At 64.8% G+C, this 24991-nt stretch carries 21 protein-coding genes and 1 tRNA gene; 10 read left to right on the top strand and 12 right to left on the bottom strand.

Annotated features, from left to right (window positions below):
- Positions 1–16: 16 nt before the first annotated feature.
- A complete protein-coding gene (locus tag IY145_RS06455; protein ID WP_196407446.1) occupies positions 17–1189 on the bottom strand; it encodes a CmpA/NrtA family ABC transporter substrate-binding protein in 1173 nt (390 codons plus the stop codon).
- Positions 1186–1758 carry an ANTAR domain-containing response regulator gene (locus tag IY145_RS06450; RefSeq protein ID WP_196407445.1) on the bottom strand — a complete coding sequence of 191 codons (573 nt, stop codon included), beginning with the start codon at positions 1756–1758 and terminating at the stop codon, positions 1186–1188. Before IY145_RS06450 ends, IY145_RS06455 begins: the two co-directional genes overlap by 4 nt.
- Positions 1759–2392: 634 nt before the next feature.
- Here IY145_RS06450 and IY145_RS06445 point away from each other — a divergent pair.
- The gene (locus tag IY145_RS06445) at positions 2393–2692 is read left to right on the top strand and encodes a DUF6156 family protein (protein ID WP_196407444.1); all 300 of its coding nucleotides are present in this window, start codon (positions 2393–2395) and stop codon (positions 2690–2692) included.
- 95 nt (positions 2693–2787) lie between these two features.
- Here the strand turns inward: IY145_RS06445 and purB are convergent, their stop codons facing one another.
- Positions 2788–4095: an adenylosuccinate lyase gene (gene purB, locus IY145_RS06440; protein ID WP_024878632.1), complete on the bottom strand. Its 1308-nt coding sequence runs from the start codon at positions 4093–4095 to the stop codon at positions 2788–2790.
- 212 nt (positions 4096–4307) lie between these two features.
- Here purB and IY145_RS06435 point away from each other — a divergent pair, with 212 nt between their 5' ends.
- From IY145_RS06435 to IY145_RS06425, 3 genes are all read left to right on the top strand, one after another.
- Positions 4308–5276 carry a phosphodiester glycosidase family protein gene (locus IY145_RS06435; protein WP_196407443.1) on the top strand — a complete coding sequence of 323 codons (969 nt, stop codon included), beginning with the start codon at positions 4308–4310 and terminating at the stop codon, positions 5274–5276.
- A 355-nt stretch (positions 5277–5631) separates the two neighbouring features.
- Positions 5632–6882: an FAD-binding oxidoreductase gene (locus IY145_RS06430; protein WP_196407442.1), complete on the top strand. Its 1251-nt coding sequence runs from the start codon at positions 5632–5634 to the stop codon at positions 6880–6882.
- Positions 6883–7022: 140 nt separating this feature from the next.
- Complete coding sequence (locus IY145_RS06425) at positions 7023–7343, top strand: hypothetical protein (protein WP_196407441.1); 321 nt, start codon at positions 7023–7025, stop codon at positions 7341–7343.
- A 3-nt stretch (positions 7344–7346) separates the two neighbouring features.
- Here the strand turns inward: IY145_RS06425 and IY145_RS06420 are convergent, their stop codons facing one another.
- Positions 7347–7862, bottom strand: coding sequence for a DUF721 domain-containing protein (locus IY145_RS06420; RefSeq protein ID WP_196407440.1), 516 nt, complete (start codon positions 7860–7862; stop codon positions 7347–7349).
- Between the two features lie 50 nt (positions 7863–7912).
- Here IY145_RS06420 and mutY point away from each other — a divergent pair, with 50 nt between their 5' ends.
- The gene (gene mutY, locus IY145_RS06415) at positions 7913–8995 is read left to right on the top strand and encodes an A/G-specific adenine glycosylase (RefSeq protein ID WP_196407439.1); all 1083 of its coding nucleotides are present in this window, start codon (positions 7913–7915) and stop codon (positions 8993–8995) included.
- A 22-nt stretch (positions 8996–9017) separates the two neighbouring features.
- The gene (locus IY145_RS06410) at positions 9018–9281 is read left to right on the top strand and encodes an Imm74 family immunity protein (RefSeq protein ID WP_196407438.1); all 264 of its coding nucleotides are present in this window, start codon (positions 9018–9020) and stop codon (positions 9279–9281) included.
- A gap of 3 nt (positions 9282–9284) precedes the next feature.
- On the opposite strand, the gene IY145_RS06405 is transcribed toward IY145_RS06410, so the two are convergent.
- The 4 genes from IY145_RS06405 to IY145_RS06390 all read right to left on the bottom strand — a co-directional run bounded on the left by IY145_RS06405 (position 9285) and on the right by IY145_RS06390 (position 14070).
- Positions 9285–11831 (bottom strand): TonB-dependent siderophore receptor, encoded by a 2547-nt coding sequence (locus IY145_RS06405; RefSeq protein ID WP_409455296.1) that lies wholly within the window; start codon positions 11829–11831, stop codon positions 9285–9287.
- Positions 11832–11965: 134 nt separating this feature from the next.
- A complete protein-coding gene (locus tag IY145_RS06400; protein ID WP_196407437.1) occupies positions 11966–12913 on the bottom strand; it encodes a FecR domain-containing protein in 948 nt (315 codons plus the stop codon).
- 93 nt (positions 12914–13006) lie between these two features.
- Entirely contained in the window at positions 13007–13507 is a 501-nt protein-coding gene (locus tag IY145_RS06395) for an RNA polymerase sigma factor (RefSeq protein WP_196407436.1), read from the bottom strand.
- Between the two features lie 146 nt (positions 13508–13653).
- Positions 13654–14070 carry a hypothetical protein gene (locus IY145_RS06390; protein ID WP_196407435.1) on the bottom strand — a complete coding sequence of 139 codons (417 nt, stop codon included), beginning with the start codon at positions 14068–14070 and terminating at the stop codon, positions 13654–13656.
- A 214-nt stretch (positions 14071–14284) separates the two neighbouring features.
- On the opposite strand from IY145_RS06390, the gene IY145_RS06385 reads away from it, so the two are divergent.
- Positions 14285–14749: a hypothetical protein gene (locus IY145_RS06385; RefSeq protein WP_196407434.1), complete on the top strand. Its 465-nt coding sequence runs from the start codon at positions 14285–14287 to the stop codon at positions 14747–14749.
- 39 nt (positions 14750–14788) lie between these two features.
- On the top strand, positions 14789–15094 hold the full coding sequence (locus tag IY145_RS06380; protein ID WP_196407433.1) for a hypothetical protein: 306 nt from the start codon (positions 14789–14791) through the stop codon (positions 15092–15094).
- Between the two features lie 530 nt (positions 15095–15624).
- Here the strand turns inward: IY145_RS06380 and IY145_RS06375 are convergent.
- A tRNA-Gln gene (locus IY145_RS06375) sits at positions 15625–15698 on the bottom strand.
- A 307-nt stretch (positions 15699–16005) separates the two neighbouring features.
- Here IY145_RS06375 and IY145_RS06370 point away from each other — a divergent pair.
- Positions 16006–17100 (top strand): Ppx/GppA phosphatase family protein, encoded by a 1095-nt coding sequence (locus IY145_RS06370; RefSeq protein WP_409455321.1) that lies wholly within the window; start codon positions 16006–16008, stop codon positions 17098–17100.
- Between the two features lie 4 nt (positions 17101–17104).
- On the opposite strand, the gene IY145_RS06365 is transcribed toward IY145_RS06370, so the two are convergent.
- From IY145_RS06365 to IY145_RS06355, 3 genes are all read right to left on the bottom strand, one after another.
- Entirely contained in the window at positions 17105–18775 is a 1671-nt protein-coding gene (locus IY145_RS06365; RefSeq protein ID WP_196407431.1) for a porin, read from the bottom strand.
- A gap of 234 nt (positions 18776–19009) precedes the next feature.
- Positions 19010–20671, bottom strand: a complete 1662-nt coding sequence (locus IY145_RS06360; RefSeq protein WP_196407430.1) for an OprO/OprP family phosphate-selective porin — start codon at positions 20669–20671, stop codon at positions 19010–19012.
- A gap of 224 nt (positions 20672–20895) precedes the next feature.
- On the bottom strand, positions 20896–22566 hold the full coding sequence (locus IY145_RS06355) for an OprO/OprP family phosphate-selective porin (RefSeq protein ID WP_196407429.1): 1671 nt from the start codon (positions 22564–22566) through the stop codon (positions 20896–20898).
- Between the two features lie 625 nt (positions 22567–23191).
- Here IY145_RS06355 and IY145_RS06350 point away from each other — a divergent pair.
- Entirely contained in the window at positions 23192–24850 is a 1659-nt protein-coding gene (locus IY145_RS06350) for an OprO/OprP family phosphate-selective porin (protein WP_246721808.1), read from the top strand.
- Positions 24851–24991 lie beyond the last annotated feature (141 nt).

The raw sequence follows: 24991 nt of genomic DNA, 5'->3' as shown, positions 1-24991 counted from the left end.
GCCGATAAAAAACAGGCTATGGCGCGCGGCGAATGGGGAAAGCCGACAGATAGGCGGCGATGTCGCGATCCTCGAAGGCCGGTCCCGAAAAGGCGCCGATCGCATCGCCGGATGGCGGCGTCGGCACGGCGACCGAGGGCAGAGCGGCGTCGAAGAGATCGGCGCGGAACACGGCTTTTGCCGCGTCGAGAAGGGCGGGTGAAACCGGCGCCTGTCCCCAGCGCGCCATTTGCGCATAGAGCCATGCGGCCTGCGTCGGGTCGGGTCGCTCGGCGCCTTCCTGGCCCAGCAGGAGATAGCGCGCATTCTCGCGCGTCGCGCCGTCCGGCGTCACTTTGAGACGGCCCTGCAGCGTCCGCACTATCACTTGCGCATCGACGCCGACGCGGTCGGGCCGCGCGAGCAGAGCGGCGACCTCATGCGGATCGGCCTCGGAGACGAAGCGCGCGGCGCGATGCAGGGCGCGCAGCAGCGCGGCGACGACTTGGGGATGCTCCAGCGCGAAGCGCTCGCGCATGGCCAGCGATTTTTCCGCGCAGCGCGAGAACAGCTCGACCGAAAAATGCAGAATATGTCCGACGCCGAGATCGACAGCGACCGAATTCCATGGCGCGCCGACGCAGAAGCCGTCGACATGGCCCTGCGCGAGACTGCCGACCATATAGGGCGGCGGCAGCACGACGAGCCGTACATCCTCGTCCGGATCGACGCCGCCGGCCGCCATCCAATAGCGCAATTGGTAATTATGTCCCGAGAAGGGGAAGGTCATGCCGAAGGTCAAGGGCTCGGCTCGCGCGGCCTTGCGATCGGCGACGACGCGCGCCAGCGCTCTGGCGGTGGCGAGCGGATCGAGCGCGTCGCCGTCGAGCTGCGCCGCCATCGCCGCATGCAGCGACGGCGATACGGTGATGGCGTTGCCATTCATGGCGAGATTATAGGGAGCGACGATCGGCGTCTTCACATGGCCGACGCCGAGGCTCGAGGCGACGGTGATGGGCGCCAGAAGATGCGCGGCGTCGAACATGCCGATATTGAGCTTGTCGCGCACATTGGACCAGGAGACCTCTTGCACGAGCTCGACGTCGAGTCCCTCTTCAGCGGCGAATCCCTTGTCGACGGCGACGAAGAGCGACGCGGCGTCCGCGAGCGGAATGAAGCCGATGCGCAAGGTTTCGCGCTCCGCGGTCATTTGAACAACTCCGAGGCGGTGATGATCGCCTGGGCGATCTCGAAAATCTTCTTCTTCTCGCGCATGGCCGTGCTGCGCATCAGCCGATAGGCGTCCTCTTCACTGAGATTTTTCGCCTTCATCAACAGGCCCTTGGCGCGGTCGATCGTCTTGCGCTCCTCGATCTCAGATTTGGCGCGCGCCAATTCGTCCTGCAGATGCGAGAAGGCGTTGAAGCGCGATATGCAGAGATCGAGGATGGATTTGATGCGCTCTTTCTTCAGCCCATCGACGATATAGGCCGAGACGCCGGCGTCGACCGACGCTTGTATGGAGGCGCTGTCGCTCTGATCGACGAACATGGCCACGGGCCGGCGCACGGCGCGGCTCACTTGGAACATCTGCTCCAATATGTCGCGGCTCGGATTTTCGAGATCGATGAGGATGACATCCGGATCGATCGCATAGATGCGCGCGAGCAGGCTGCGCATTTCCGCGATGCGCTCGACATTGGTGAAGCCGGCCTCGCGCAATCCGTCCTCGAGGATCGCCGCCCGCACGGGACTCTCATCGACGATGACGATTTTCAAATCGACGCCTCCGCGACGCTGCGCCGCAGGCAGGCGCTAGCGAATATGCGGACGAATTTCAAATGATTTCGGCGCTGGGCCAGGGAGCGTGGACCTCGTAGCGGAGCCGACGAGAGAAGGCCCCGCAGCGCTGAGGCTGGCGGGGCCGCTTGGCTTTCGCAGAATGCGAAATGTCCAGAAAGATCCAGATTCGGAGTTACGGGAGGCGTCGCGCTTGGCCTTCGCGTTCTGCCGCCCGTCGGGATGTCACGAATGTCGGCGCTCGAGGAAATCAGCGCTCGATTTCTCCGCCGCGCCATCGACCTCGGCTGAGGTCAGAGGGTGTGACCCGGTGGCGTCATGCTCCTCTCGCATGTATCGCTCGACTTAGGCCTGCGTGCGTTGCCACGCCGGCCCGCCTATCGCGCTCTCATCCTTCGAGGTCCCGCTCGATCTGTCCGCCTTCGGGCTGGGTTTTCGCCGCGGCCCTCGGCTTCTGTGACGCGATGATGAAATGTTGATCTCGATTCTCGGATTCGTCAAGGGACAAATCCGTCGCAGCGAGGCGGTTTTCTTTTTCCGCGCATCGCGCTAGGCCATGGCTCCAACGAGGCTGGCCGGGCGAGCGCCGGACGGCCCGCGGGGAGAAAAACGCATGAGCACGGAAGCCGAGGATTATCGCTATTTTCTGACCTACAGCGGCGTGGGGTTGCCGCTCAATTTGATGTCGCAGCTCGACCCCAATGATCTCAACAACCGCAACACTTATTTCCGCGCGCGCTTCGATGGCGAGGAGCGGCTGCTGGTCTGCGAGAAGCTCGTCTATGGCGAGGTGGAGCTGAGCCACACGTACGAATATCGCGCCGAAGGCGGCCTCGCCCGGGCGCTCATCGTGATGGGCGAGGACGAGACCGAGGTTCTGTTCGACGAGAATGGCAAACAGACGATGGCGTGAGGGCGGCGCACTCGCGCCGCATCGAATGCGAGCCTTAAGGCTCGCGGTCCTTTGCGCTCCTTGGACCGCGAGCCGTCAGGCTCGCATCGCGGATGTCACGCCTTGCCGAACACGCGATCGAAGATCGTGTCGACATGCTTGAAGTGATAGGCGAGATCGAACAATTCATCGAGCTCCGCGGGCGAGAGCTTCGCGCTCACCTCGGCGTCGGCGCCGAGCAGCTTGCGGAACTCGCCTTCGCCGCGCCACACCGGCATGGCGTTGCGCTGCACCAGCGAATAAGCATCCTCGCGTGAGACGCCCTTTTGCGTCAGCGCCAGCAGCACGCGCTGCGAATGCACGAGCCCGCCGAGGCGGTCGAGATTCTTCTGCATATTCTCGGGATAGATCATGAGCTGATCGATGACGCTGGTCAGACGTGAGAGCGCGAAGTCGAGCGTCACTGTCGCGTCGGGGCCGATATTGCGCTCGACGGAGGAGTGCGAGATATCGCGCTCATGCCACAGCGCGACATTCTCCAGCGCCGGCGTCACCATGCCGCGCACCAGCCGTGCGAGGCCGGTGAGATTTTCGGTCAGCACCGGATTGCGCTTGTGCGGCATTGCGGAGGAGCCCTTCTGCCCGGCCGAGAAATATTCCTCCGCCTCCAGCACTTCCGTGCGCTGCAGATGGCGAATCTCGATCGCCAGCCGCTCCACCGATGACGCCACGACGCCGAGCGTCGCGAAAAAAGCGGCGTGACGATCGCGCGGAATGACCTGCGTCGAGACAGGCTCCACCGCGAGGCCGAGCTGCTTGGCGACATGCTCCTCGACGCGCGGATCGACATTGGCGAAAGTGCCGACGGCGCCGGAGATGGCGCAGGTTGCGACCTCCTTGCGCGCGGCGACGAGGCGCTCGCGCGAGCGGGTGAATTCGGCGTAGGCTTGCGCGAGCTTCAGGCCGAAGGTCGTCGGCTCGGCGTGAATGCCATGCGAGCGGCCGATCGTCGGCGTATATTTATGCTCCAGCGCACGGCGCTTTATCGCGGCGAGCAATCCGTCGACATCGGCGATCAGAAGATCGGCGGCGCGCGCCAATTGCACGGCGAGGCAGGTGTCGAGCACGTCGGAGCTGGTCATGCCCTGATGCACGAAGCGCGAATCCGGGCCGATGAACTCGCCGAGATGGGTCAAAAAGGCGATGACGTCATGCTTGGTCACGCGCTCGATCTCGTCGATGCGCGCGACGTCGAAAGTGACGAAATCGGCCTTGTCCCAGATCGCCTTGGCGCTCTCCTTGGGGATGACGCCGATCTCGGCGAGCGCGTCGCAGGCATAGGCCTCGATCTCGAACCAGATGCGAAAGCGCGTCTGCGGCTCCCAAATCTTCGTCATCTCGGGGCGGGAATAGCGGGGGATCATGGGCTTGGGCGTCCTTTGGGAAAAGTCTTCGCGCGGCCAGGGCGGCGGGAAGAGGTTCGTTTAGGCCCTTATGCCGGCGGAGTGAAGGGGGCGGGGCCGCTTCGGCTTCTTCCTGTCTTCGTGGTGAACAAGCGGCAAAGACACGAAGCTCTCGAAAATAGGCGCCGAAAAAGCCGCAAAGCTCGAGCATGAGGTTCGTATAGGAGGCGCTCATGCGCAAGATTTTGATGGCTAGCGTTCTTGCTGCTCTGTCGATAGCCGTCGGCCTCGCCGTCATCTATTTTCGGAACGGAAGCTATGGCTTCAACGCCGTGCTGCGGCGGGGTGTCTCGATCTGGGTCGCGGTGGACGCCATCGATTCTCGCCTCACCCGGAGCGTGCGCTACGCCCTCGCGCATGATTTCACACCGGAGTCGGGCGAAATCCATTGGATGACGCGCGCGCCGGGCTTCGAGACCGCCGAAATGCCGGTCCTCGTCGAGGGAAAAGAAGCAGACAGGCTCCTTCTCGCCCGCGTCGACCCGCGGCTCTGGCGAATTTCCGTTCATAATGAGCCTTCCGGCAATCGCCACCTCGACGATTGGATGCGTGATCTTCACGCGACGCTCGTCATCAATGGCAGCTATTTCGGCTCGAAGGGCGAGCCGGACACGCCCTTCCGCAGCGAAGGCGTCGATCTTGGCCCAGCCGATTATGTCGCGACCCACGGCGCTTTCGTAGCCGCGCCCGACTCAGCCCGTCTCGTCGATCTGAAGGACAAGGACTGGCGCGACGTTTTCCTCGGCGCCGACAATGCGCTCGTTTCCTATCCGCTGCTGCTCGACGAGAGCGGAGCGACGCGCGCCAAGCCGTCGCAATGGCTCGCGAGCCGAACCTTTCTCGCCGAGGACCACGCCGGCCGCATCGTCCTCGGGACGAGCGAGGATGCATTGCTCACGCTGGAAAAGCTCGCAGCATTGCTGCATGCGACGCCGCTCGATCTGAAGCTCGCGCTCAATCTCGACGGCGGCCCCGTCTCCTGCCAGGCGATTGCGCTCGGCGATTTTCGCCGCCGCCACTGCGGAACGATGGAGGTGCAGGCGAAAGGCGGCGACATTCGCCTGTTGCAGCCCCTCGTCCCGGGCGGGGACATGTGGGGGTTGCCGGTCGTCGTCGCCATTCGCCCGGCGGCGCCTCGGTGAGGACCGATGTGCAAATTGCCGTCGGCGCTTGCGCGCTGGCTCTCCGCGGCGGGGCATGAGGAGCATGTCGGGACGTTGGTCTCGGAGACGCCAGCGACAGTTCGATCTGGAGCTATCCCTCGCAGCCGACGCCGTCGTTATCGTCCAAAGACGAGGATTTTGTGCAGCGGAAAGCGCTCGAGAGTGGCGGCAAAGCCTCATCGAGGTAATTTGAGCCGCCTTCGCCGGCCGGACCGCTGGAATTCGAGCCCGCCCTGGCCGGAATATTGCTGCGGATGAACCGACGCCCGAGCTGGCGTTTCCCGGCTCGCGCCGCCATATTCCGCTTTCGAAAGCGTTTTTCTCGGAGGGCCTTATGCAGCAGACCGCCGATGTCGCCGTGCTGGGCGCGGGAATGGTCGGAGTCTCGGCCGCCCTGCATCTGCAGGCGCGCGGGCGCGAGGTGGTCCTCGTCGACCGCCATGGCGCGGCCGGGCTGGAGACGAGCTTCGGCAACGCCGGGCTCATCGAGCGGGCCTCGATCTTCCCTTATCTCTTCCCGCGCGACTTCGGCGATCTCCTGCGCTATGCGCTCAATCTCTCTCCGCAGGCGCATTATCATCTCTCGGCCCTGCCCAGCGTCGCGCCCTGGCTGTGGCGCTATTTCCGCGAGAGCGCGCCGGAACGCGCCAAGCGCCACGCTCTGGACGCGCTGCCGCTGGTCGAGCGCTGCCTCGAGGAGCATGACGCGCTGATCCAGCTCTCGGGCGCGGGCGACATCGTGCGCCGTACCGGCTGGATCAAGCTCTATCGCAGCGAGAAGAGCCTCGCCAAAGGCGTCGTCGACGCCGCCCGTCTGCGCGATTTCTCACTGCGCGTCGAGGAGCTGGACGCCGCCGGCCTCTCGGCGCTGGAGCCCGATATCGCGCCTGTCGTCGGCGCCGTGCATTTTCTCGACACGGCCTCGGTCGCCGATCCTTGCGCGGTGGCGCAGGCCTATGCCGCGCTGTTCCAGCGCCGCGGCGGGCGCTTCCTCGCCGGCGACGTGCGCGCCCTCGAGCAGACGCGCGACGGACATTGGAGCGTGCCGACTCACGATGGCGCGCTGATCGTCCGCGACATCGTCGTCGCGCTCGGCCCCTGGTCGGACCAGATATTCCGCCCGCTCGGCTATGATCTGCCTTTCGCGGTCAAGCGCGGCTATCACATGCATTACGCAGCGGCGGAGGGCGCGCGGCTCTTCCATCCGGTGCTCGACGCCGACAATGGCTACGTATTGGCGCCGATGACGCGCGGCGTGCGCCTCACCACCGGCGCCGAATTCGCCCGCCGCGACGCGCCGCCGACGCCCGTGCAGGTGGACAAGGACGAAATCCTCGCCCGCACGCTGTTCCCGCTCGGCGAGCGGCTCGACCCCAAGCCCTGGATGGGTTGCCGGCCCTGTTTCCCGGACATGCTGCCGATCATCGGCAAGGCGCCGCGCCATCAGGGGCTCTGGTTCGACTTCGGCCATCAGCATCATGGCTTCACGCTGGGGCCCGTGAGCGGGAGGCTGCTGGCCGAAATTATGACCGGCGAGGCGCCCTTCACCGATCCGGCCCCCTACGCGGTCGAGCGATTTCGATAAATTCGCTGCGGAATTTTCCCGCCGGATGAGCGACCATAGGCGCAGTGATTCGCCCATGCGTCGATGATCGATCGCCGCCTATTTTTTCAAAGTGTCCGCGTCCCATGCGGGCGAGCCGATCTTTTTCAGCGGAGACGACTATGAAGCTCTCGGCATTTTTTCTCGGCGCGGCGCTCGCGCCTTTTCTCCTGCAACCCGCGGCGGCCGTCGAGGTCGCCGTCATCTATGAAGGTTTTCCGGGCTATGCCGGCTGCAAGGAGCGCGCCGACATGCAGCGCGTCATCGAGCTCGCCGAGCAATATGATCTCGAGGCGGCGCGGGAGATCATCCGCCGCGGCTTGAAGAGCAAGGATTGCCGCGTGCTCGGCGGCGACATCATCGTCGAGCTCATCCCGCCCTTCAGCCGGCTGGTCAAGGTGCATATGAGGGGCGATCCGGACGCTTATTGGATACTCCAATAGGCGTCACGACGCGGGCTTGGCCAAAGCGCGCTCGCCCAGCGCGACCAGCGCCGCCCTCAGCCGCTCGTCGGCGACCCCTTCGGTCACAGCTTCGGCCTGCCGTCGCGCGGCGAGGTCGACGGGCGGTTTCGCGGGCCGGACCCGGCGGGGGAGCAGCGGCTCCTGCTTCATCGTCACCTTGGCGACGCAGCGCCAGCCGAGATGGGTGTTCACGCGCTCGATGATGGCGGCGCTCATATGCTGAATGTCGAGGCCAAAGCCCGGCTCGACGCGCAGCGCCAGCGTCGCCGGCTCGTCTTTCTTCTCGGCCGGGCGGTTCTTGGCGCGCGGGGGCCATTGCAGCTTCATCGGCTCGCATATGGCGGCGACGCGCGCGCCGACGATCGCCTCCCAGCGCAACAGCAGCGACGACTCGCTGAAGCCCTGGCGCGCGGCCAGCGGGTCGAGCGCCTTGTCGACGAATTCGCCGAGCGAGCGCGACTGCCTGGATTTCGAGCGCCCCGTGGCTGGTCCGGCCATGCTCTCTCCTTGCGTGATCGCATCCGATCTCGTTAAGGACAGGTTAGCCCATGTCGAGAGCTTCCGCCAAATCATCCGCCGAAACGCCGCCGCGGCCCGACCCGCGCGCGCTGCTCCTCTGGTACGACCGTCGCCGGCGCGATCTGCCCTGGCGCGCCGGGCCGGGCGAACGCGCCGATCCTTACGCCGTCTGGCTGTCGGAGATCATGCTGCAGCAGACGACGGTGGAGGCGGTCAAACCCTATTTTCACGCCTTTCTCGCGCGCTGGCCGAGCGTCGCGGCGCTCGCCGCCGCCCCGCTCGACGAGGTGATGAAGGCCTGGGCCGGCCTCGGCTATTACGCCCGCGCTCGCAATCTCCACGCCTGCGCGCAGCAGGTGGCTTTCGAGCGCCAGGGAATTTTCCCGCAGGACGAGGCCGAGCTGCTCTCACTGCCCGGCGTCGGCCCCTATACGGCGGCGGCGGTGGCGGCCATCGCCTTCGATACGCCCTGCGTCGCCGTGGACGGCAATGTCGAGCGCGTCGTCGCCCGTCTCTTCGCCATCGACAAGCCGGCGCGCGAGGCCAAGCGCGAATTGCGCGAAAAGGCGCAGACGTTGCTTCCCCCCGCTCGCGCGGGCGATTTCACCCAGGCGCTGATGGACCTCGGCGCGACGGTCTGCACGCCGCGTGGGCCGCGCTGCGATCTCTGCCCCTTCGCTCCGGCCTGCGCGGCCGCGCGGCGCGGCGAGACGGAGCGCTTCCCCGTCAAGGCGCCGAAGCTGGAGAAGCCCCTGCGCCGCGGCGCCGCCTTCGTGCTGACGAGCGGCGGCGCCGTATTGCTGCGCACGCGGCCGGCGCGCGGTCTGCTCGGCGGCATGAGCGAATTTCCTTCGACGCCGTTCCGCGTCGATTTCGACCCCTCGCGGGCGGGCGCTCATGCGCCTGTCGCGGCGCGCTGGCGGGCGCTGCCCGGCGAGGTCGAGCATGTGTTCACGCATTTTTCGCTGCGTCTGACGATATTTGCCGCGACGCTTCCGGCGCCGCCCCAAATCGAGAACGGCCGTTGGACGCCGCTCGCGCGCCTTTGCGAGGAGGGGCTTCCGACCTTGATGCGAAAAGTGGCCGTCCGGGCCGGTTTGATTGTAGAGTGAGCGCGAAAGCGGGAGCATCGGCATGGCGCGACGCAGTGCGATCCAGATCGAGATGACGGAGGGCGCGATCCGCATCCTCTCCGGCGGGCGCGTTCTGACGATCGCCAATTCGGCGCCGCCGCCGGACGCCGACGAGGACACGGATTTCTTCATCCGCCTCGACGACATCGACCATTGGGACGCGCCCGACGAGGAGGTCGTCATCGACATCGTCGAGCTGCAGAGCATTCTGGAGGCGATAGAGGAAGAGCTCGAACGCCACGGGCTCAGCGTGACGTTCGAGTGAGCGTCAGAACTCCACCCGCAGCGAGCCGAGGAATGTGCGCGGGGCGCCGGTCTGGATGGTGTAGCGGTCGTAAGACGCCGGAAAATACCGCGCATCGCCGATGTTCTTCACATTCAGCTGACCCGTGACAGTGAGGCCGGCGATCTGCGTCGTGTAGGAGATCATGCCGTTGACGACCGCATAGCCCGGCACGACGAAGCTATTGGCGTTGTCGCCGAGATAGCTCTCGGAGACCGACACGCCGGCGCCGAGACCAAGGCCGCGGAAATCGCCGTCCGCATCATATTTCACCCAGAGATTTCCGTAATTGCGCGGACTCCCCGCCAGCTTCTTGCCCGTGACGGCGAGCTGGGTCGTGATGAGGGTGAGCGGATTATAGGAGGGCGATCCCTCCACCGTACGCACATCGTCATGCGTATAATTGGCGATCACGCTCCAATTGTCGTCGATGCGGCCGGTCAGATCGAATTCGAAGCCCTGGCTGCGAGCCTTGCCGATCAGCAGCGTATTTCGCGTGTTCGTCGGATCGGTATAGGGGACGTTGGACTTGACGATGTCGAAATAGGCCATCGTCAGCGAGAGGCGCTTGTCCAGGAGCTCCGCTTTGACGCCTGCTTCATATTGCTCGCCTTTCTGTGGAGCCAGAGGCGCGAGATTTTGCGTCGTGCCATTGTTCGCGCCGAAGGACTGCGTGAAATCGCCAAACAGCGAAATCCATGGAAGCGGCTGGTAGACGACGCCGACGCGCGGGCTGAAGGCGTTGGCGTAGACGTTCACGTAAGAGGCGCGTGCGGCATAGTCGGACGTTCCGATCTTGTTCGAGCCCGTTTCCGTCCAGTCGTAGCGTCCGCCGAGCAGCACATGCACCGAATCGTCGAAGAAGGAGAGCATGTCCTGGCCGTAGACGCCGGTCCATTTCTGTCCCGCCACGCCGTAGCTGGCGATCCCTCGATAGGGGTTCTCGGCCAGCCAATAGGTGGGCGCATAAATATTGATCGCGCTGATCGGGCTCGTGAAATAGGTGAGGTTCACGGGTAGGTAGGTTCCGAAATAGTCGTATCCGAGCAGCACGGAATGCTCGATCGGCCCGGTCGTGAAATGGCCCTTCAGATCGACATTGGCGCCGAAGCTGTCCTCGCCATAGCCGGGCAGGAAGTTCACGGTGCGGTTCATCACGCCCGTCGCCTGATTGACGCCCAGTATCTGGAGATTCTCGTTTCTCGTGTCGATATGGTAATAGCTGAGCCGGTTCGTCAGGCTCCAGCCGGGAAGGAATTCGTAAGTCGCGTCATAGGCGATGCGCTTGCGCTCGAAGTGGTTGGGAGTCGATTTCATGATGGACGGCTCGCCCAAATATCGGCTCACCGGAATATTGGCCGGAGCGCCGCCGATCGCAGGGAAGATCGGATAATCGTCGACATAGGTCTTGTTCTGATATTCGAAGTCGATGTTCATCTTGAATTGTTCGATCGGACGAATTGTGATCGTCGGCGCGATGAAGAGATTCCGATCGGTCACGAAATTGCGATAGGAATCGGTGCTGTAGAATTCGCCGTTGAAACGGTAGAGAACGCTCTTTTCGTCGTTCAGCGGCCCGGTGGCGTCGAGCGTCGTTCGTGTCCCGCCGAAGGATTTCACCTGTTGGTTCAATGAAAAATAGGGCGTCTCGAGCGGACGCTTGACGACCAGATTGATGATGCCGCCGGGCTCGCCTCTGCCGAACAGCATGGCGGCCGGACCTTTCAGCACTTCGATTGATTGAAGGTTGGTCGTGTCGAGATTGCGCAGCCTGTATTCCATCAGCCCGTTCTTGTAGACGTTGCCGACGGTGCTATAGAAGCCTCGCACCTTGAACAGCTCGATGCCGCTGATGCCCTGCGTCACGCCGCTGACATTGGAGAGCAGCGCGTCGTTGACGGAAATCGCCTGCTGATCGTCCATCGTCTGGCGCGTCACCACCTCGACGGCGATGGGCGTCTTCAAGAGCGGCGTGTCCACCTTCAATGTCGCCGGCGCGCTCGCGGCGTTATAGCCTGTGTAGCGATCGCCCGGCCCCGGCGCCGGACGGCCGCGCGCGCCATCGCTACGTCCGTTCGTCGCCGCGCCAATGTCGATCGCCGGCAGCGGCGTCGCCGCGCTCGCGTCGGTCCGCGTCCCGGTGTCGTTCTGCGCCAGCACGATCGAGACGGCCTGCCCGTCGCGCGAGAATTCATAAGTGAGGCCAGTGCCGGCCAGCAGCGCGCCGAGCGCCTCGCGCACAGAATAAGCGCCGATGAGCCCCGCCGTCCTCAGACCACGCGTCATGCGCGCGTCGTAGAGAACATGAAGATCGTTCTCGTCGGCGATGACATTCAGCGCCGAGGCCACCGAGCCGGCCGGAATACGATAGGTCTGGATCGCGCCCGATCTCTCCTGCGGCGCAATGGCCGCCTGGGCCGGCGAGTCCGAGACTCCCGTTCCTGTCATGAAGGCGCCGAGCGCCGCCGTCGCGACCGCCGAACCCATATTCCCTCTGCCTTGTCGCTCGCCGCGCGCCGACTTGCTCGCCATGTCCCCGCATCCCTCTCGATCGTCCGCCGGGGCGCCCGAAAGGCCCCCTGTCTTGCTGGACGCGGTCGATGAGGAAAACGAAACGTCGCGGAGCAAATTTATTTTCGAGAAGGGCCGAGCGAGGCGAAAAATCCTCACCCGTGAAGCAGGATCAGATAGTCGGTGACATGGAATGCGCGCAGGCCGAGGAAGGCCTCGATCTCGCGCAGCGTCTGGGCCGGATCCTCGGCGTCGAAAACGCCGGTCACGCGCCGCGCGCAGCTCGCGCCGCCGAGGCAATAGACATAGCCGCGCCGGTGTCGCCCGAGCGCGGCGAGCACTTCGCTGAGCGGCCTGTTCTCGAAGATCAGCTTGCCGCGCCGCCAGGCGGTGGCGCGCTTGACGTCGACGGATTCGGGCGCCCGGGCGGCATGGTCGGCGGCAAAAGCGCTCTGGGCGCCTTCCTCGACGATCACCGCGCCGCCGCCGCTCGCGACCTCGACGCGATGCTCGGTGACGGTGACGCGCGCCTCGTTCTTGTCCACCGCGACGTCGAAAGCCGTGCCGAGCGCGGTCACCGCGCCGCCGGCCGCCTCCACGACGAAGGGCCGCGCGGCGTCCGGCGCGACCTGAAACCAGGCCTCGCCCTCGAGCAGCGTCAGCCGCCGCCGGCCGGCCTCGAAATGCAGCGAAATGGCCGATCGCGCGTCGAGCTCGACGCGCGATCCGTCCTCCAGCGTCACGCTCTTGCGATCGCCCACGCCGGCGTAGATATCCGAGCGCAGCCAGGCGGAAAGATCATCGAGGCCGATGAAAGCGACGAGGCCGAGGGCGGCGGCGATCGTCATCGCGCCGGCCAGGAGCGGGCGCTTCGTCGTGGGAGGGCGGCGCTCCGCGGGCCGATTCGGCGCGAGACTCTCCACGAAGCCGCACATTTCGGCCATATCGTCGAAGGCCGCGGCATTGGCCGGGTCGGCCGCCCGCCACGCCTCGAACGCGGCCTTCTCGCTCGCCGAAAGCGCGCCCGCTCGCAGCCGTATCCACCAGTTGACGGCGGCGCTGCGCGGACTGTCGTGCTCGAAACCGTCGTTATAGTCAGTCATTCGTCACGGCCATCGATCGGCGCGGCGCCTCGGGAGATCCATATCTCATAGGACGCGCCGAAGCCGAAAATGAAACGAGGCGGCGAGATAAAATCAATCGAGCGCCGCCCGGCAGCGCAGCAGCGCGAGGCGCAGATGCCGGCGCGCCATCGTCTCGGAAATGCCGAGCCGCCGCGCCGCCTCGTTCAAGGACGCGCCCTCGTGCATGACGAGCAGGCAGACCTCCCGACACCGCGGCGGCAGCGCCTCGATCGTCTCGAGCACGATGCGGGCCTTGCGGCCATGATCGACGAGCTCCTCCGGCGACGCGTCCTCCGAGGGCGTCTGCTCGGGCGGGTCGCCGAAATCGAGATAGCGGGTCTCGGTCTTGCGGCGACGCGCGAAATCCTTGGTGAGATTGACGGCGATCTGCTTCAGAAAGGCGGTCGAATCGACGACGGTTTCGAAGCGTTCGTGGCGCAGCGCGCGCACGAAGGTCTCCTGAAGCAGATCGGGGGCCTCCTCGCGTCCGACCCGGCGCGCCAGAAAGGTGAGCAGGCCCCGTTTGTTGCGAAGGAAAAGCTCGCGGAACGACAAGAATTTGATGTCCGACATTCGCAGCGTCCGATGCGTGCGGGAAGGGTGGCGACGGGGAGAGTGGCGGCGCGAGGAGCGCGGCCCGGCCAATCGGCGGTCCATCACGACCGCGCCGCGAAAGCTGCGCGAGGCGTTTCTCGGCTCCGTCGCGGGGATCGGCGCGATCAGGGAGCCAGCGGCGGCGCGCGCGAGGACCAGGAACTGGTCCAACCCGAGGGGAAAAGCGCCGGGGCCTCGGCGAGCCGCAGCAATGGCGCGGTCGCCGATCGGGGCGCCAGCGCGTCGACGCGCCGCGCTGGCGCGACAGCGGCGTTTTGCGCGGAGCCGTCGCAAGCGGCGGGGCACATGTCGCAATGATGGCGCCCATCCGCGGGCGTCGGCGCCGGTCCGCCGTCATGCGCGACGGATCGGCAGAGCTCGGCGGCGCTGGCGAGGGACGCTCCGGCGTCGGGGCTCGCAAATTCGGCGCGCCCGCTCGCCGAGAAGACAATGGCGAGCGCCAGCGTGAGAAAAAGCCCTGCGATCCCGTTCGACACGAGCGCGCGCGCCATCCACCGCAAACGGGGCCAGATCTTCACCATGCCGGAAAGGGTCCACGATCGGGGGACGTCCGTCAAGAGCATAGGCTCAGAGCGTAGTCTCGGCGCAATCGCCATCGCCCGAGGAGGCGGCGCAGCCGCAGTCTCAAAAGCATGAGGGCGAGCGCGCGGCGATTTGGCGCGAAATGTGCGTGATCCGGCTCGGACCCGGTGTTTTGGTCGGGTTTCCAACGTCGAAAGCTATAAGGAGCTCGTCTTGCCGTCATTGCAAGAAACCCGCGCCGTCGTGACATTGGCGCCCGCCAAGCCTACCGGATTAGCCGATCTGGGCGCCCCATTGGTCGACGCTATCGCGGTCAAGAAGGGCCGCGCGCACGAATTCCCGCAACTTCTGGCGGATGGCGCAATCGGTCGCCGCTTCCAGGATCTTCGCGTCATCGGGATCAAGACAGAGGAAGGCGGGGTCACTTCCGCCAAATTCTTCGTCCAATTCGAGGTGTTCGGCGACAATACGGCGGCGCCGACGAATGGGGTGGGTTTCGAGGCCGCGCTCTTTGCGGGCTCGCAGCAATTGGCCAGCCTGTCGTCGAGCAGCCTGTTCCTGCCCTACGCCAATTTTTGGTATCCGAACCGCTTCGTGTTCGAGGTTCCGGCAGAGGACTTCGATCGAGCCGACCGTTTGGAGTTCGTCGCGAAGCCCGAGGAGGTTCGCGTCGTCTAACCGCGGAGCGATCCGGCATCCCATGTCGAGCGAGGACGCATGAGTTATCCCCTCGTCGAGCGCGTGTCGCATCGGCTGTTCGGCGATATGCTGCGGATGATGTTGAGCGAGCAGGTCTATTTCGACCTGACCCTCGAAGAGGGCCGGACATTGTCCCGCAATTTCACCGCCTTGGCCTATGACTGGCGGCGCGCCGATTTCATCTATCTGAGCCCAGTCGGAGGCGACGTCGAATTCTCGGCCGCAGTCACCAAAGACGGCGTTCACGTAGAAACGGCGAATGGACGCCATCATTTGAGTTGGGACGATGTGACGGAGTTGGCGGAGCGGTTGGCCGTGGAGTGAGACGGTCGTCGCTAGAGCTTTTCCAGCCGAAGTGGACGCCGGTTCGGCGTTGGAAACGCGGAAAGACTCTCGGCCTGTTTCCGATCTGATCGGATCGGAGACAGGTCTAGATTTTCGTTTTGGAGCGAATTCTGATCGCTAGAAGGATTCCGCTCGAGTGGAAAGCGCTCCGAGAGAGGGGGCGTGAACGTCCCGCGAGAGGCGAATAGAGCCGAGGCGAAGAAACGCCGGCGCCTCTCGATCGAGCTTTTCGAAATCCTCGGCCCGCCTGCGGTGAAGACCGAGCCTAAGAAAAATTTCTTTCGACTCCGCGCGGAAGCCGAGCCCTTTCGCCGTGTCGGAGCGCAAGATGATCTCGGTGACGAGGCCAGGCCGAGGCTATCTTCCGGGCGTCGCGAAACTGCGGTTCCCGATATCCGCCATGAGAGCGAACGGCTTTCGCCGAACATCGCGCTCAGAGCGAGCCGTCGTCACGATAGAGCGCGAGGCCCTTTCGCAAGGGCTTGGCGCTACGGGGATTTAAACGAGTGTGGCTGGGGGACCTGGATTCGAACCAAGATTAACGGAGTCAGAGTCCGCTGTTCTACCGTTGAACTATCCCCCAACGGTCCGCGCGGCGAAGCGGCGCGTCGCGCTGATCTAAAGAGAGGGCTCGCGCCTGTCAACATGATCGCTGCGGTTCGGCCGCCGATCGCCGCGTTCTTCCCTAATGTCCGAGCTCACGCTGGGAAAACGCGCGCCTTGGCATTCGCGCCGGCCTTGCTACACTTCCGGCGATCGGCCATGAGAGTCGTCGTTCGTGAGACGGAGACCGGCGGCGCGGCGGCGCGAATGGAATAGGTCGGTCGGGAGGCGGGTTGAAAAAACCGGAACATTGGGGCGGGGGTCTCGGCGGCGGCGGTGGGCCGCGCGTGGGCGCCGGGTCGCGCGCGTCCGACGACGGATCGAGCGATCCCGCCCGCAATTGCGCCAGCGGCTCGCCGCAGGCGCGCGGTAATCGCGCCCTCTCGGACGAGCGCCGCGACGACCATGTCTATGCCGCGCTCGATCTCGGCACCAATAATTGCCGGTTGTTGATCGCGCGGCCCGAGCAGCGCTCCCGGCGCAAGACCGACATGCTGCGCATCGTCGACGCCTTCTCGCGCATCGTGCGGCTCGGCGAGGGCATGGGCGCTTCGCGCCGCATCAGCGAGCCGGCGATCGAGCGCACGCTCGACGCTCTTGACGTCTGCCGCGAGAAAATGAGCGGCCGCGGCGTCTCCCGCGCCCGGCTCATCGCCACACAGGCCTGCCGCGCGGCGGAAAACGGCGCCGAATTCGTCGAGCGCGTGCGTGAGCGCACCGGCCTCCTGCTCGAGGTCATCGACCGCGAGACCGAGGCGCGCCTCGCCGCCCGCGGCTGCGGCTCGCTCGCCGACCCCCGCGCCGAGAGCATATTGCTCTTCGACATCGGCGGGGGCTCCACCGAGCTCGTCTGGCTGACGCGTGACGCGCGCGGCTGTCAATTGCGCCATTGGATATCGCTCGAGCTGGGCGTCGTCTCGCTCGCCGAGCGCTTCGGCGGCAGGAGCGTGAGCGCTTCCGTCTATGAGGCGATGACCGCGCGCGCGCTCGAGGCCGTCGCCGCCTTCGCCGAGCGCACGGCGGCGGAACGGCGCTGCGAGCGTTTCCACCTGCTCGGCACCTCCGGCACGGTGACGACGCTGGCCGGCGTGCATCTGGGCCTCGAGCGCTACGACCGCTGGCGCGTCGACGGTCTCTGGCTCTCCGACGAGGACGCCACGCGCGCGATCGATTCGCTGCGCGCCATGGATTTCGACCAGCGCGCCGCCAATGGCTGCATCGGTCCGCAGCGCGCCGATCTCGTGCTCGCCGGCTGCGCGATTTTCGAGGCCATTCGCCACTTCTTTCCGGCGACCCGCACGCGCATCGCCGATCGTGGTCTGCGCGAGGGCATGCTGCTCGAGATGATGGAGGCCGACGGCGCCTTCGCGCGCGAGAGCTGAGGCGTCAGAACGAGCGTTGCAGGCGCACACGGCCCTCCACGGTGGCGTTCGCGCCCTTGTAGGAGGGAAGGCCCACCGACCACAGCGCTATGTCCGGCGCGAGGCCCACCGGCCGGCTGTGGTGATTGTCGCGCAGATACATGAGCTCGCCGCCGAGATCGAAATTCTTGATCGGCGTCCAGATGAGATTGGAGCCGACGCGATATTCGGTCGTATTGACCGCGCCGACGCCGCCGCCGAAATCGGCTATCGCGTTGCGGCTGTAGTAGAGTTCCATCAAGGAGCCGAAGACTCCCGAGGAGAGCGTCGGCGTCCAATAATGCTTGAAGGCCGCCAGCGCCACCCAGCCGGTCGACTTGTCGCAATGGGCGGCGGCGGTCCAGATGCAGTCGAAGCTCAGAAACTCCCAGCCATTGCTGGCTTTGACGCCGCCATTGCCATAGCCATAGAAGGCGTTGCCATTCACAGGGCCGCCGTTGAAGCTCAGATTATTGCCCATCAGATAGCCGACCGCGCCGCGGGCGTAGGTTCCCTGCACCCATAATTTGTCGCCCTCGGGGAAAATATCGGGGGCGAATTTGTCGAGATTGAACTGCCAGCCGAGCTGGGCGGCGTAGCCATAGTCTTCCTGCGAGACGGCGGGGATGGCGGTGCCGAGCGGCGCGCCGGTGACCGGAGTCGCCACCGAGGCGTTGCGCGTATAGGTGGATGTGCGCAGCTGATGCGCCGCGCCGGATATTTGCACCGCGCCCCATGGCTGGTCGATGCGAAAGGCGGTGACGATCTCGGGGATCTGCACGCCGTCCGGCACACCCGTGAAGCGCGTGCCCCAGGCCGCGGCGGCGGCGTTCGCAGCGGCCCCCGTGAGGCCGTAGACCGCCGCAATGTAATTATAGGCGCCGATCGTCGAGCCGATGAAGCCGCGCCGCGAGACATTGTCCTCCAGGGAAAAGGTGAGGGAGACGCCGTCTCGGAAACTATAGGTGTAGGCGAGGGCGCCGACAGTGGCGTTGGAGCCGCGCAGCGCCTCCCAATCGATGTTGTCCGTGTAGAAATCGAAGAAGGACTGCACGCGGCCGGCGGTCAGGCCGCCGAATTGCACAAACGCCTTGTTGAGGATCGTCGTCTCGCGCGCCGTCGTGCGGAACACATTGCCGTTGGAGAAATTGGCGGCGCCGAAATATTGCGAGCCGCTGATCGAGCCCGTCGCCGCGCTGCTGTCCGAGCCGAACTGCGATTCGAGCCGAATGAAGGCGCGCATCGTGCCGTAATCGGTCGGCGCGCGGGCGTCCATCTCCAGCCGGCCGACGCCGACGAAGCCGCTATTGTCGCCGCTGCGTGGATTGGAGTAGCCGAGATTGGGCACATGGCCCGGTATGCCGAGCGGATTGGCGCTGACGCCCGGGCCGAAGGCGACAGGATTGTCGGTCGCGATAATGTTGCGCGACATGCGGTAGGAGGTGCTCCACGAGCGCCATTCGGCGACGGCGGCGCCGCCGATGCGCAGACAGGTGTTGTTGCCGGGGATGTAGAAAAACGCCGAGCCATATTGATCGCAGATGCGAACATATTCGACCGGCGCGGCCTGTCGTTTCGGGAGCTCTTCGGCGCGCGCCGCGGCGACGCAGTGCGCGACTGCGGCAAGGCCGACGGAAAATCGAGCTATATTAGACATATTTGGAATCCGTCGAAGCAACGTCAATCGAATTACGCATTTACACCTAGGTAAATGTATCGATTACCGACGCTTCGCCGAATCGGCGATGGGAACGTCTTAATTTATTATTGTATTTCCTGCATGACGGAAATGGTCTCGGCCGGATCGAGGCGCGTGAAACGACGACGGCCGCCCGTGAGGGGCGGCCGCGCGCATTGGGGAGCGTTCTGTAATACGCCCGGACCGAAGGTCTCACCAGTAGATCTGGGCTCTGGCGAGGAAGAGGCTCGGGTGGTCGCCATTGAGGAAGGGGCGGTCCGACGGGGCGATCAGCGTCAGCGTCTTGGTCCAATTGGCCTGGAAGCGCACGCCTTTGACCGGATACCAGTTCAACGCGACGGAGAAATTGTCCTGGCGTCCGCCGAGCGTCGCGGTGCTGGCGAGCGCCTTCTGCGCGGCGTTGCCGGCCACGGTCGCCGCATAGACGAAGCCGCCGTCGACGAGACCGCCATTGTTGAGATTGATCTCGCTGTAGCGCGCCGCCAGCTCGAAGGCGCCATAGCCGCCCTTGTTCAGCGGGTTCTTGATCTGAACCTCGCCGAAGCTGCCCGGCGTGTTGAAGTCCTTGTCATAGCCCTTGTAGGAGGCCGCGCGCGACTCGCCGGTCAGGAACAAGGAGCCCAAGACGTAATAGCCGCTGTAACGCAGGCTGCTTCCGCCGCCATTGCCGAAGAGGAAGGCGTTGGTGGTGTCCCGCTCATATTGGGCGGCGATATATTCGCCCTGCAGCGAGACCGGGCCATAGGCGGCGGCGGCTTCGAATCCGTAATTATACGAATATTTCAGGCAGCTCGAGCGCCGCGCGAAGGGCGCGCTGAGCAGGCCGACGCCGGTGGTCGCTATGTTGAGGCTGGCCGCCGAGGCGCCGCAGGAGAGATCCTGGGCCGCGGAGACGCGGGTCAGAGCGCCGCCGCCGCCGAGCACGTCGGTCTCCTCGCGCTCGGAGGATTGGCCGGGGCGCAGATTGGCGGCGTCGGTGGCCGCGGTGGTGTTGTTGGGCTTGTGATATTTGAACGAGGCGCCGAGATGGAGCAGCTTGTCCTCTTCCACGATCGGCGCATAGACGCCGCGCACCGCCGCATCCCAATATTGCGATCCGCCCGTGGGCGGGGCGGTGGCCGTGTCCTGCGGGCTGGTCGAGAATATGCCGGCCTTGACGCTCCATTGCTTGTCGCCGACGGCGACCGCCGCGCCGATATGGCGGCTCGGCGAGAGGACGGAGGGCAGCGAGCGCTCGATGAAGGTGAAATATTTCGACGATTCGGTCGATTCGAGGCTGAAGGGCTCTCTGAAATTGCCGATCTGGAAGGTGACCGGCTGCGAGCTGATCTCCGGCGGCAGGAATTTGTCGCGATAAGCGAAATAGAAATCGCGAATGCCGGCGACGCCGGCGCCGGTGAAGTCGTATTGGATCTTGTAGAACCAATTCTTGAAGGCCTTGCCCTCGACCTCGAGGCGGGCGCGGCGGAAGCCGACATTGGAGCGGGAGATGGTGTCCGCCGAGGAGGCGAAGCCGCCGTCGACCTGGAGGTGCCCGCCGACCTTGAAATTGAAGTCCTGATCCTCGGTCTCGACGAAGAGGCCGTTGCGGAAGGAGATGAAGACCGGCGGCGGCGCGTTCGTCGCCGGCGCGCCCTTGGCGGAGTTCAGCGCGTTCTTGACCTGGGCGGTGGACTTGGCCTGATCGGCGACCTTGGCCTCGAGCCGCTTGAGCTCCGCCTTCAACGCCTTGATCTCGCTCGCCGTATCCGCTAGCGCCGAGGCGGGAACGCCCAGCAGCCCGCAGAATGCGACGAGCGCCACGCCGCCCGAGAGGCGCGCGGCCAAGCCGCTTGTGTCGCCGTGTTTCTTCATGATCGTCCCCATATGAATGGCTCAGTAAAATTCCTTAATCATAGACTATAGGGGATGACTAGAGAGATAGCGCGAGCGTCGCCTCAGTCTCCCCAATTCCCGCGCTTCTGTGGCGGAAATGTCACGTTATAGACATCGGTTCTATAACGAAAAAGGCCGCCCCGAAGGGCGGCCTCTTCTCGATCGAAACGTCTCGCCGGGCCTGCGAAGGCCGGCGTTTTCGCTCACCAGAAGACCTGGGCGCGAGCGATGAAGGCGTTCGGATGCTGGCCGTTGAGATAGGGACGGTCGGACGGAGCGACGAGCGTCATCGCGCGGGTCCAATTCGCCTGCAGGCGAACGCCCTTGTCCGGATACCAGTTGAGGCCGACCGTCAGATTCTCCTCGCGGCCGCCGATCGTGCCGGTCTTGCTGAGAGCCTGCTGGAGGGCCGAGCCGGCGCCGAGCGTCGCCGAATAATTGTCGCCGGTGACGCCGCCATTGTTCAGATTGAGCTCGCTGAAGCGAACGGCGAACTCCCAGGCGCCGAAGCCGCCCTTGCTGAGCGGATTCTTGATCACGACATCGCTGAACGTGCCGGGGGTGTTCCAATCCTTGTCATAGCCGCGATAGGAGGCGGCGCGCGTCTCGCCGGTCAGGAACACCGAACCGAAGACGTAATAGCTGCTGTAGGAGAGGCTCGATCCGCCGCCATTGCCGAGCAGCAGGCCGTTGACCGGATCACGCTCATATTGGGCGGCGACATATTCGCCCTGCAGCGAGAAGGGACCGTAGACCGCGGCGGCTTCGAAGCCGTAATTATAGCTGTATTTCAAGCAGCTGCTGCGGCGGAAGAAGGGCGCGAAGGCGAGGGCCGCGGCCGGGACGGCCGTATTGAGACTTCCAGCGCCGGCGGCGCAGGACAGATCCTGAGCGGTCGGCACGCGAATCAGAGCGCCGCCGCCGCCGAGAACGCCGAACTCGTCGCGGGTCGCCTGACCGGGGCGCAGGAAGTTCGCATCGGTCGCGGCGGTCGTGTTGTTCGGCTTATGATAGAGGAAGGACGCGCCGACATGCAGCAGCTTGTCTTCCTCGAGGATCGGCGCATAGATCGCGCGCACCGAGGCGTCCCAATATTGCGCTTCGCCGGTGGGCGGCGCGGTCGTGGCGTCCTGCGGGCTGGTGGAGAAGAGGCCGCCCTTGACGGCCCAGTTCTTGTCGCCGACGCCGACCGACGCGCCGATATGGCGGGCGGGGGTCAGCGCCTCGGTCATGGCGCGCTCGATGAACACGATGTGCTTCGACGAGTTGAGCGTCTCCAGGCCGAAGGGCTCGTATTGATTGCCGACCTGGAAGGTGACCGGCTGCTTGGTGATCTGCTCGGGCAGCAGCTTGGCGCGATAGGCGAGGAAGGCGTCGCGAATGCCGGCGGCGCCGGAGCCCGTGAAGTCGTATTGGAACTTGTAATACCAGTTCTTATAGGCCTTGCCCTCCACCTCGAGGCGAGCGCGGCGGAAGCCGACATTGCTCGCGGAGAAGGTGTCGGCGCGACCGCCGAAGCCGCCGTCGACCTGGATGCGGCCGCCGATCTTGAAGTCGAAGCTCTTGTCCTCGGTCTCGACATAGAGGCCGTTCTTGAAGCTGACGAACACCGGCGGCGGGGCGTTGCTCGCCGGGGCGGACTTGGCCGAGTTCAGCGCGTTCTTGACCTGATGGGTCGTCTTGGCCTGCTCGTCGAGCTTGTGCTCGAGCCGCTTCAGCTCGGCCTTGAGCGCCTTGATCTCGCTCGACGTGTCGGCGAGAGCCGCCGTGGGCGCGCCGAACGCGCCGAGGAGGGCGATGGCGGCCACGCCTCCCAGCAGCTTCGAAGGCGTCGCGCCTTTCGCGATCGTCTGAACGTTCGGTACCTGTGTCATGTTCGTCAGCCTCTAGCCTTGAATTGATTACCGCTATGGCAGCGCTAGAGGCGTTTTGTGACACATTCATCACAAAAGACTGGGGCGGCGAATTGTGACGGCGGTTTGTACGTAAGGTGTGGCCCAAATGCCACGCGGGCGGGGCGAGCGCTTGTGACCGCAAGCTCGATATAAACCATTTAAATCACAACAATTTTGTGCCGTCTCCCATGCTTCGACGATGGATATCCGCGCGGCGATGGCGGGTCCGTAATATCGTCGCACCACATATTCTGCGCGCCCCGATCGTGGCCGATCGGCAACACTTACGTGAAAAACCTTACGTGACGCCGACTCGGGCCTTGCGCAAACGGCCAATCGAAATGTAAGACAATTACATGTAGCGAGTCTAAAGAACATTTCGCCTGTCGAAGCTCATCAGACGAGCGGAGTTGGCGGGAATTTAGGCGTCATCTGTCGATTAACAGGCAAATGGCGCAATTGTCGAGCGTTGCGCGTGTCCGCTTCGGACCGGGAGACTTGTCGTCGATGCGAGATGTTCATTCGATCGAATGAAATTCCGCCCGGCGAACAGAAATCCGGACCGTTCACGCCGAGCGCCGAACGACGAGCGCAGGGGGCTTTGATGAAAGAACAGAAAATCGAGTCGAAAATGGCGCAGCGGCTCTCGGGCGGCGTGGCGTTCGTCGCTTTTTGCGGGCTGCTGGGCGTTCCGGCCGCGGCGCTGGCCGACACGGCGAGCGAGATCAAGGCGCTGAAGGAGCAGCTCAAGCGGCTCGAGGCCAAGGTCGCCGATCAGGCCAAGACCAATGTCCAGGTCAAGAATGCGCTGAATTCCGCCAAAACCCTGCCCGGGCTCGTCGCCCCGCCGCCGGTGTTCGTCAGCTTCAAGAACGGCCTCTTCGTCGAGACCGAGGACAAGGCGTTCAGCTTCAAGATCGGCGGCCGCATCCAGACGGATGGCGGCTTCTCGAGCTCGGCCGACACCATGTCGCGCAGCAATGTCGGCTTCCGCCGCGCGCAGATCTGGATCGAAGGCAAGGCCTATAAAGACTGGTACTACCGGTTCCAATATGATTTCACCAACACCGGCGTGACCGGAATTCGCGACGCCTATCTGGCCTATCGCGCCAAGCTGCTGCCGGAGGCGATCTCCAAGCAGCCCGTCACCTTCCAGATCGGCAATTTCTTCGAGCCGTTCAGCATGGAGACGAACAGCTCGTCGAGCAACATCACCTTCCTCGAGCGCGCGCTGCCGACCGTCCTCGCGCCGAGCCGCCATACGGGCGCGGCCGTCACCGTGGGCGACAAGACTTGGTCGGTGAAGACCGGCATCTTCTCCACCTCGCCGCAGGACACTGCGGTCGCTCCGCCCACCGGCGGCGCGCAATATTGGGACGCGGCGGTGCGCGCCACCTATGCGCCCATTCAGGAAGAGGACAAGCTGCTGCACATCGGCTCGTCCTTCCGCTATCACAAGCCGAACGATACGACGGCCGCCACCAATGCCGCCTTCCTGCGGCCGGGCGCCGGCACGGAGCGCGAGGAGGCGGATATTCTGGGCGGCAGCGGAACCTGGACGCGCGTGTCCGCCGCTCAGGATTTGACTTGCGCCGCCTCCGGCAGCCTGGCGACGAGCGCGACCGGCCTCGGTCTCCTGTCCGCGCCTTTCATCCTGAAGAACGGCTGCTTGAAATACGCTTATAGCTACGGTTTCGAAGCCTCCGCGGCCTATGGCCCGGTCTCGCTGCAGGGCGAATATATCGCCACGCGATACGAGCGCGATCCGGTCAACGGGCTCCTGCTCGGCAATGGCGGCGGCTCCAGCCTCCAATACAGCGGCTACTATGTCCAGGGCTCTGTGTTCCTGACCGGCGAATCGCGCGCCGCCTCCTATAATGGCTACGACAAGAACTACTTCACGCCCGGCACGATCGGCCCGGTCCAGATCAAGGATCCCGTCAACAAGGGCGGCTGGGGCGCCTGGGAGGTCGCGGCCCGCTTCAGCGAGCTCAATCTCAACAATGGCGGGGTCGTCGACGGCAATTTCGTCTATGCGGCGACCGTGGCCGGCTCGGCGCTTCAGAAGGCGCTCGCCAGCACGGCGACGCTCGGCGGCCGCCAGGAAAATCTGACGATCGGCTTGAACTGGTATCCGGTCAACGGCTTCCGTCTGCAGGCCAATTGGACGCGCGCGATGACGATGGTCGCGCCCTCCGATCGTCCCTTCCTCAATGGAGACCATCCGAGCTTCTTCCTCGCCCGCGCCAACGTCTTTTGGTGAGAATCGACGCAGAAGCTCGATCGACGCAATGGCCGCCCCTCGTGGGCGGCCATTCGCATTCGAGGGGGCCCTCTTTCCTCTGCTCTCGCTAGGCGAGCCTCGCTCGAGCCAGCCGTGATTAAAAGCCAGGCTGGCGATCGG

This window comes from Methylosinus sp. H3A, assembly GCF_015709455.1.
In the GTDB taxonomy this organism is placed as follows: domain Bacteria; phylum Pseudomonadota; class Alphaproteobacteria; order Rhizobiales; family Beijerinckiaceae; genus Methylosinus.
Note: the sequence above shows the minus strand (reverse complement) of the source record. Positions and strands in the feature narration are given on the sequence as shown.

What these genes read in the sequence shown, in the direction of transcription:
- IY145_RS06435 (WP_196407443.1), top strand. Translation starts at nt 4,308, where the DNA reads ATGCGCAAGATTTTGATGGCTAGCGTTCTTGCTGCTCTGTCGATAGCC.
- IY145_RS06395 (WP_196407436.1), bottom strand. Translation starts at nt 13,507, where the DNA reads ATGTCGGACATCAAATTCTTGTCGTTCCGCGAGCTTTTCCTTCGCAAC.
- IY145_RS06365 (WP_196407431.1), bottom strand. Translation starts at nt 18,775, where the DNA reads ATGTCTAATATAGCTCGATTTTCCGTCGGCCTTGCCGCAGTCGCGCAC.
- IY145_RS06405 (WP_409455296.1), bottom strand. Translation starts at nt 11,831, where the DNA reads ATGGCGAGCAAGTCGGCGCGCGGCGAGCGACAAGGCAGAGGGAATATG.
- IY145_RS06350 (WP_246721808.1), top strand. Translation starts at nt 23,192, where the DNA reads ATGAAAGAACAGAAAATCGAGTCGAAAATGGCGCAGCGGCTCTCGGGC.
- IY145_RS06360 (WP_196407430.1), bottom strand. Translation starts at nt 20,671, where the DNA reads ATGAAGAAACACGGCGACACAAGCGGCTTGGCCGCGCGCCTCTCGGGC.
- IY145_RS06445 (WP_196407444.1), top strand. Translation starts at nt 2,393, where the DNA reads ATGAGCACGGAAGCCGAGGATTATCGCTATTTTCTGACCTACAGCGGC.
- IY145_RS06420 (WP_196407440.1), bottom strand. Translation starts at nt 7,862, where the DNA reads ATGGCCGGACCAGCCACGGGGCGCTCGAAATCCAGGCAGTCGCGCTCG.
- purB (WP_024878632.1), bottom strand. Translation starts at nt 4,095, where the DNA reads ATGATCCCCCGCTATTCCCGCCCCGAGATGACGAAGATTTGGGAGCCG.
- IY145_RS06430 (WP_196407442.1), top strand. Translation starts at nt 5,632, where the DNA reads ATGCAGCAGACCGCCGATGTCGCCGTGCTGGGCGCGGGAATGGTCGGA.
- IY145_RS06355 (WP_196407429.1), bottom strand. Translation starts at nt 22,566, where the DNA reads ATGACACAGGTACCGAACGTTCAGACGATCGCGAAAGGCGCGACGCCT.
- IY145_RS06410 (WP_196407438.1), top strand. Translation starts at nt 9,018, where the DNA reads ATGGCGCGACGCAGTGCGATCCAGATCGAGATGACGGAGGGCGCGATC.
- IY145_RS06400 (WP_196407437.1), bottom strand. Translation starts at nt 12,913, where the DNA reads ATGACTGACTATAACGACGGTTTCGAGCACGACAGTCCGCGCAGCGCC.
- mutY (WP_196407439.1), top strand. Translation starts at nt 7,913, where the DNA reads ATGTCGAGAGCTTCCGCCAAATCATCCGCCGAAACGCCGCCGCGGCCC.
- IY145_RS06425 (WP_196407441.1), top strand. Translation starts at nt 7,023, where the DNA reads ATGAAGCTCTCGGCATTTTTTCTCGGCGCGGCGCTCGCGCCTTTTCTC.
- IY145_RS06390 (WP_196407435.1), bottom strand. Translation starts at nt 14,070, where the DNA reads ATGGTGAAGATCTGGCCCCGTTTGCGGTGGATGGCGCGCGCGCTCGTG.
- IY145_RS06380 (WP_196407433.1), top strand. Translation starts at nt 14,789, where the DNA reads ATGAGTTATCCCCTCGTCGAGCGCGTGTCGCATCGGCTGTTCGGCGAT.
- IY145_RS06455 (WP_196407446.1), bottom strand. Translation starts at nt 1,189, where the DNA reads ATGACCGCGGAGCGCGAAACCTTGCGCATCGGCTTCATTCCGCTCGCG.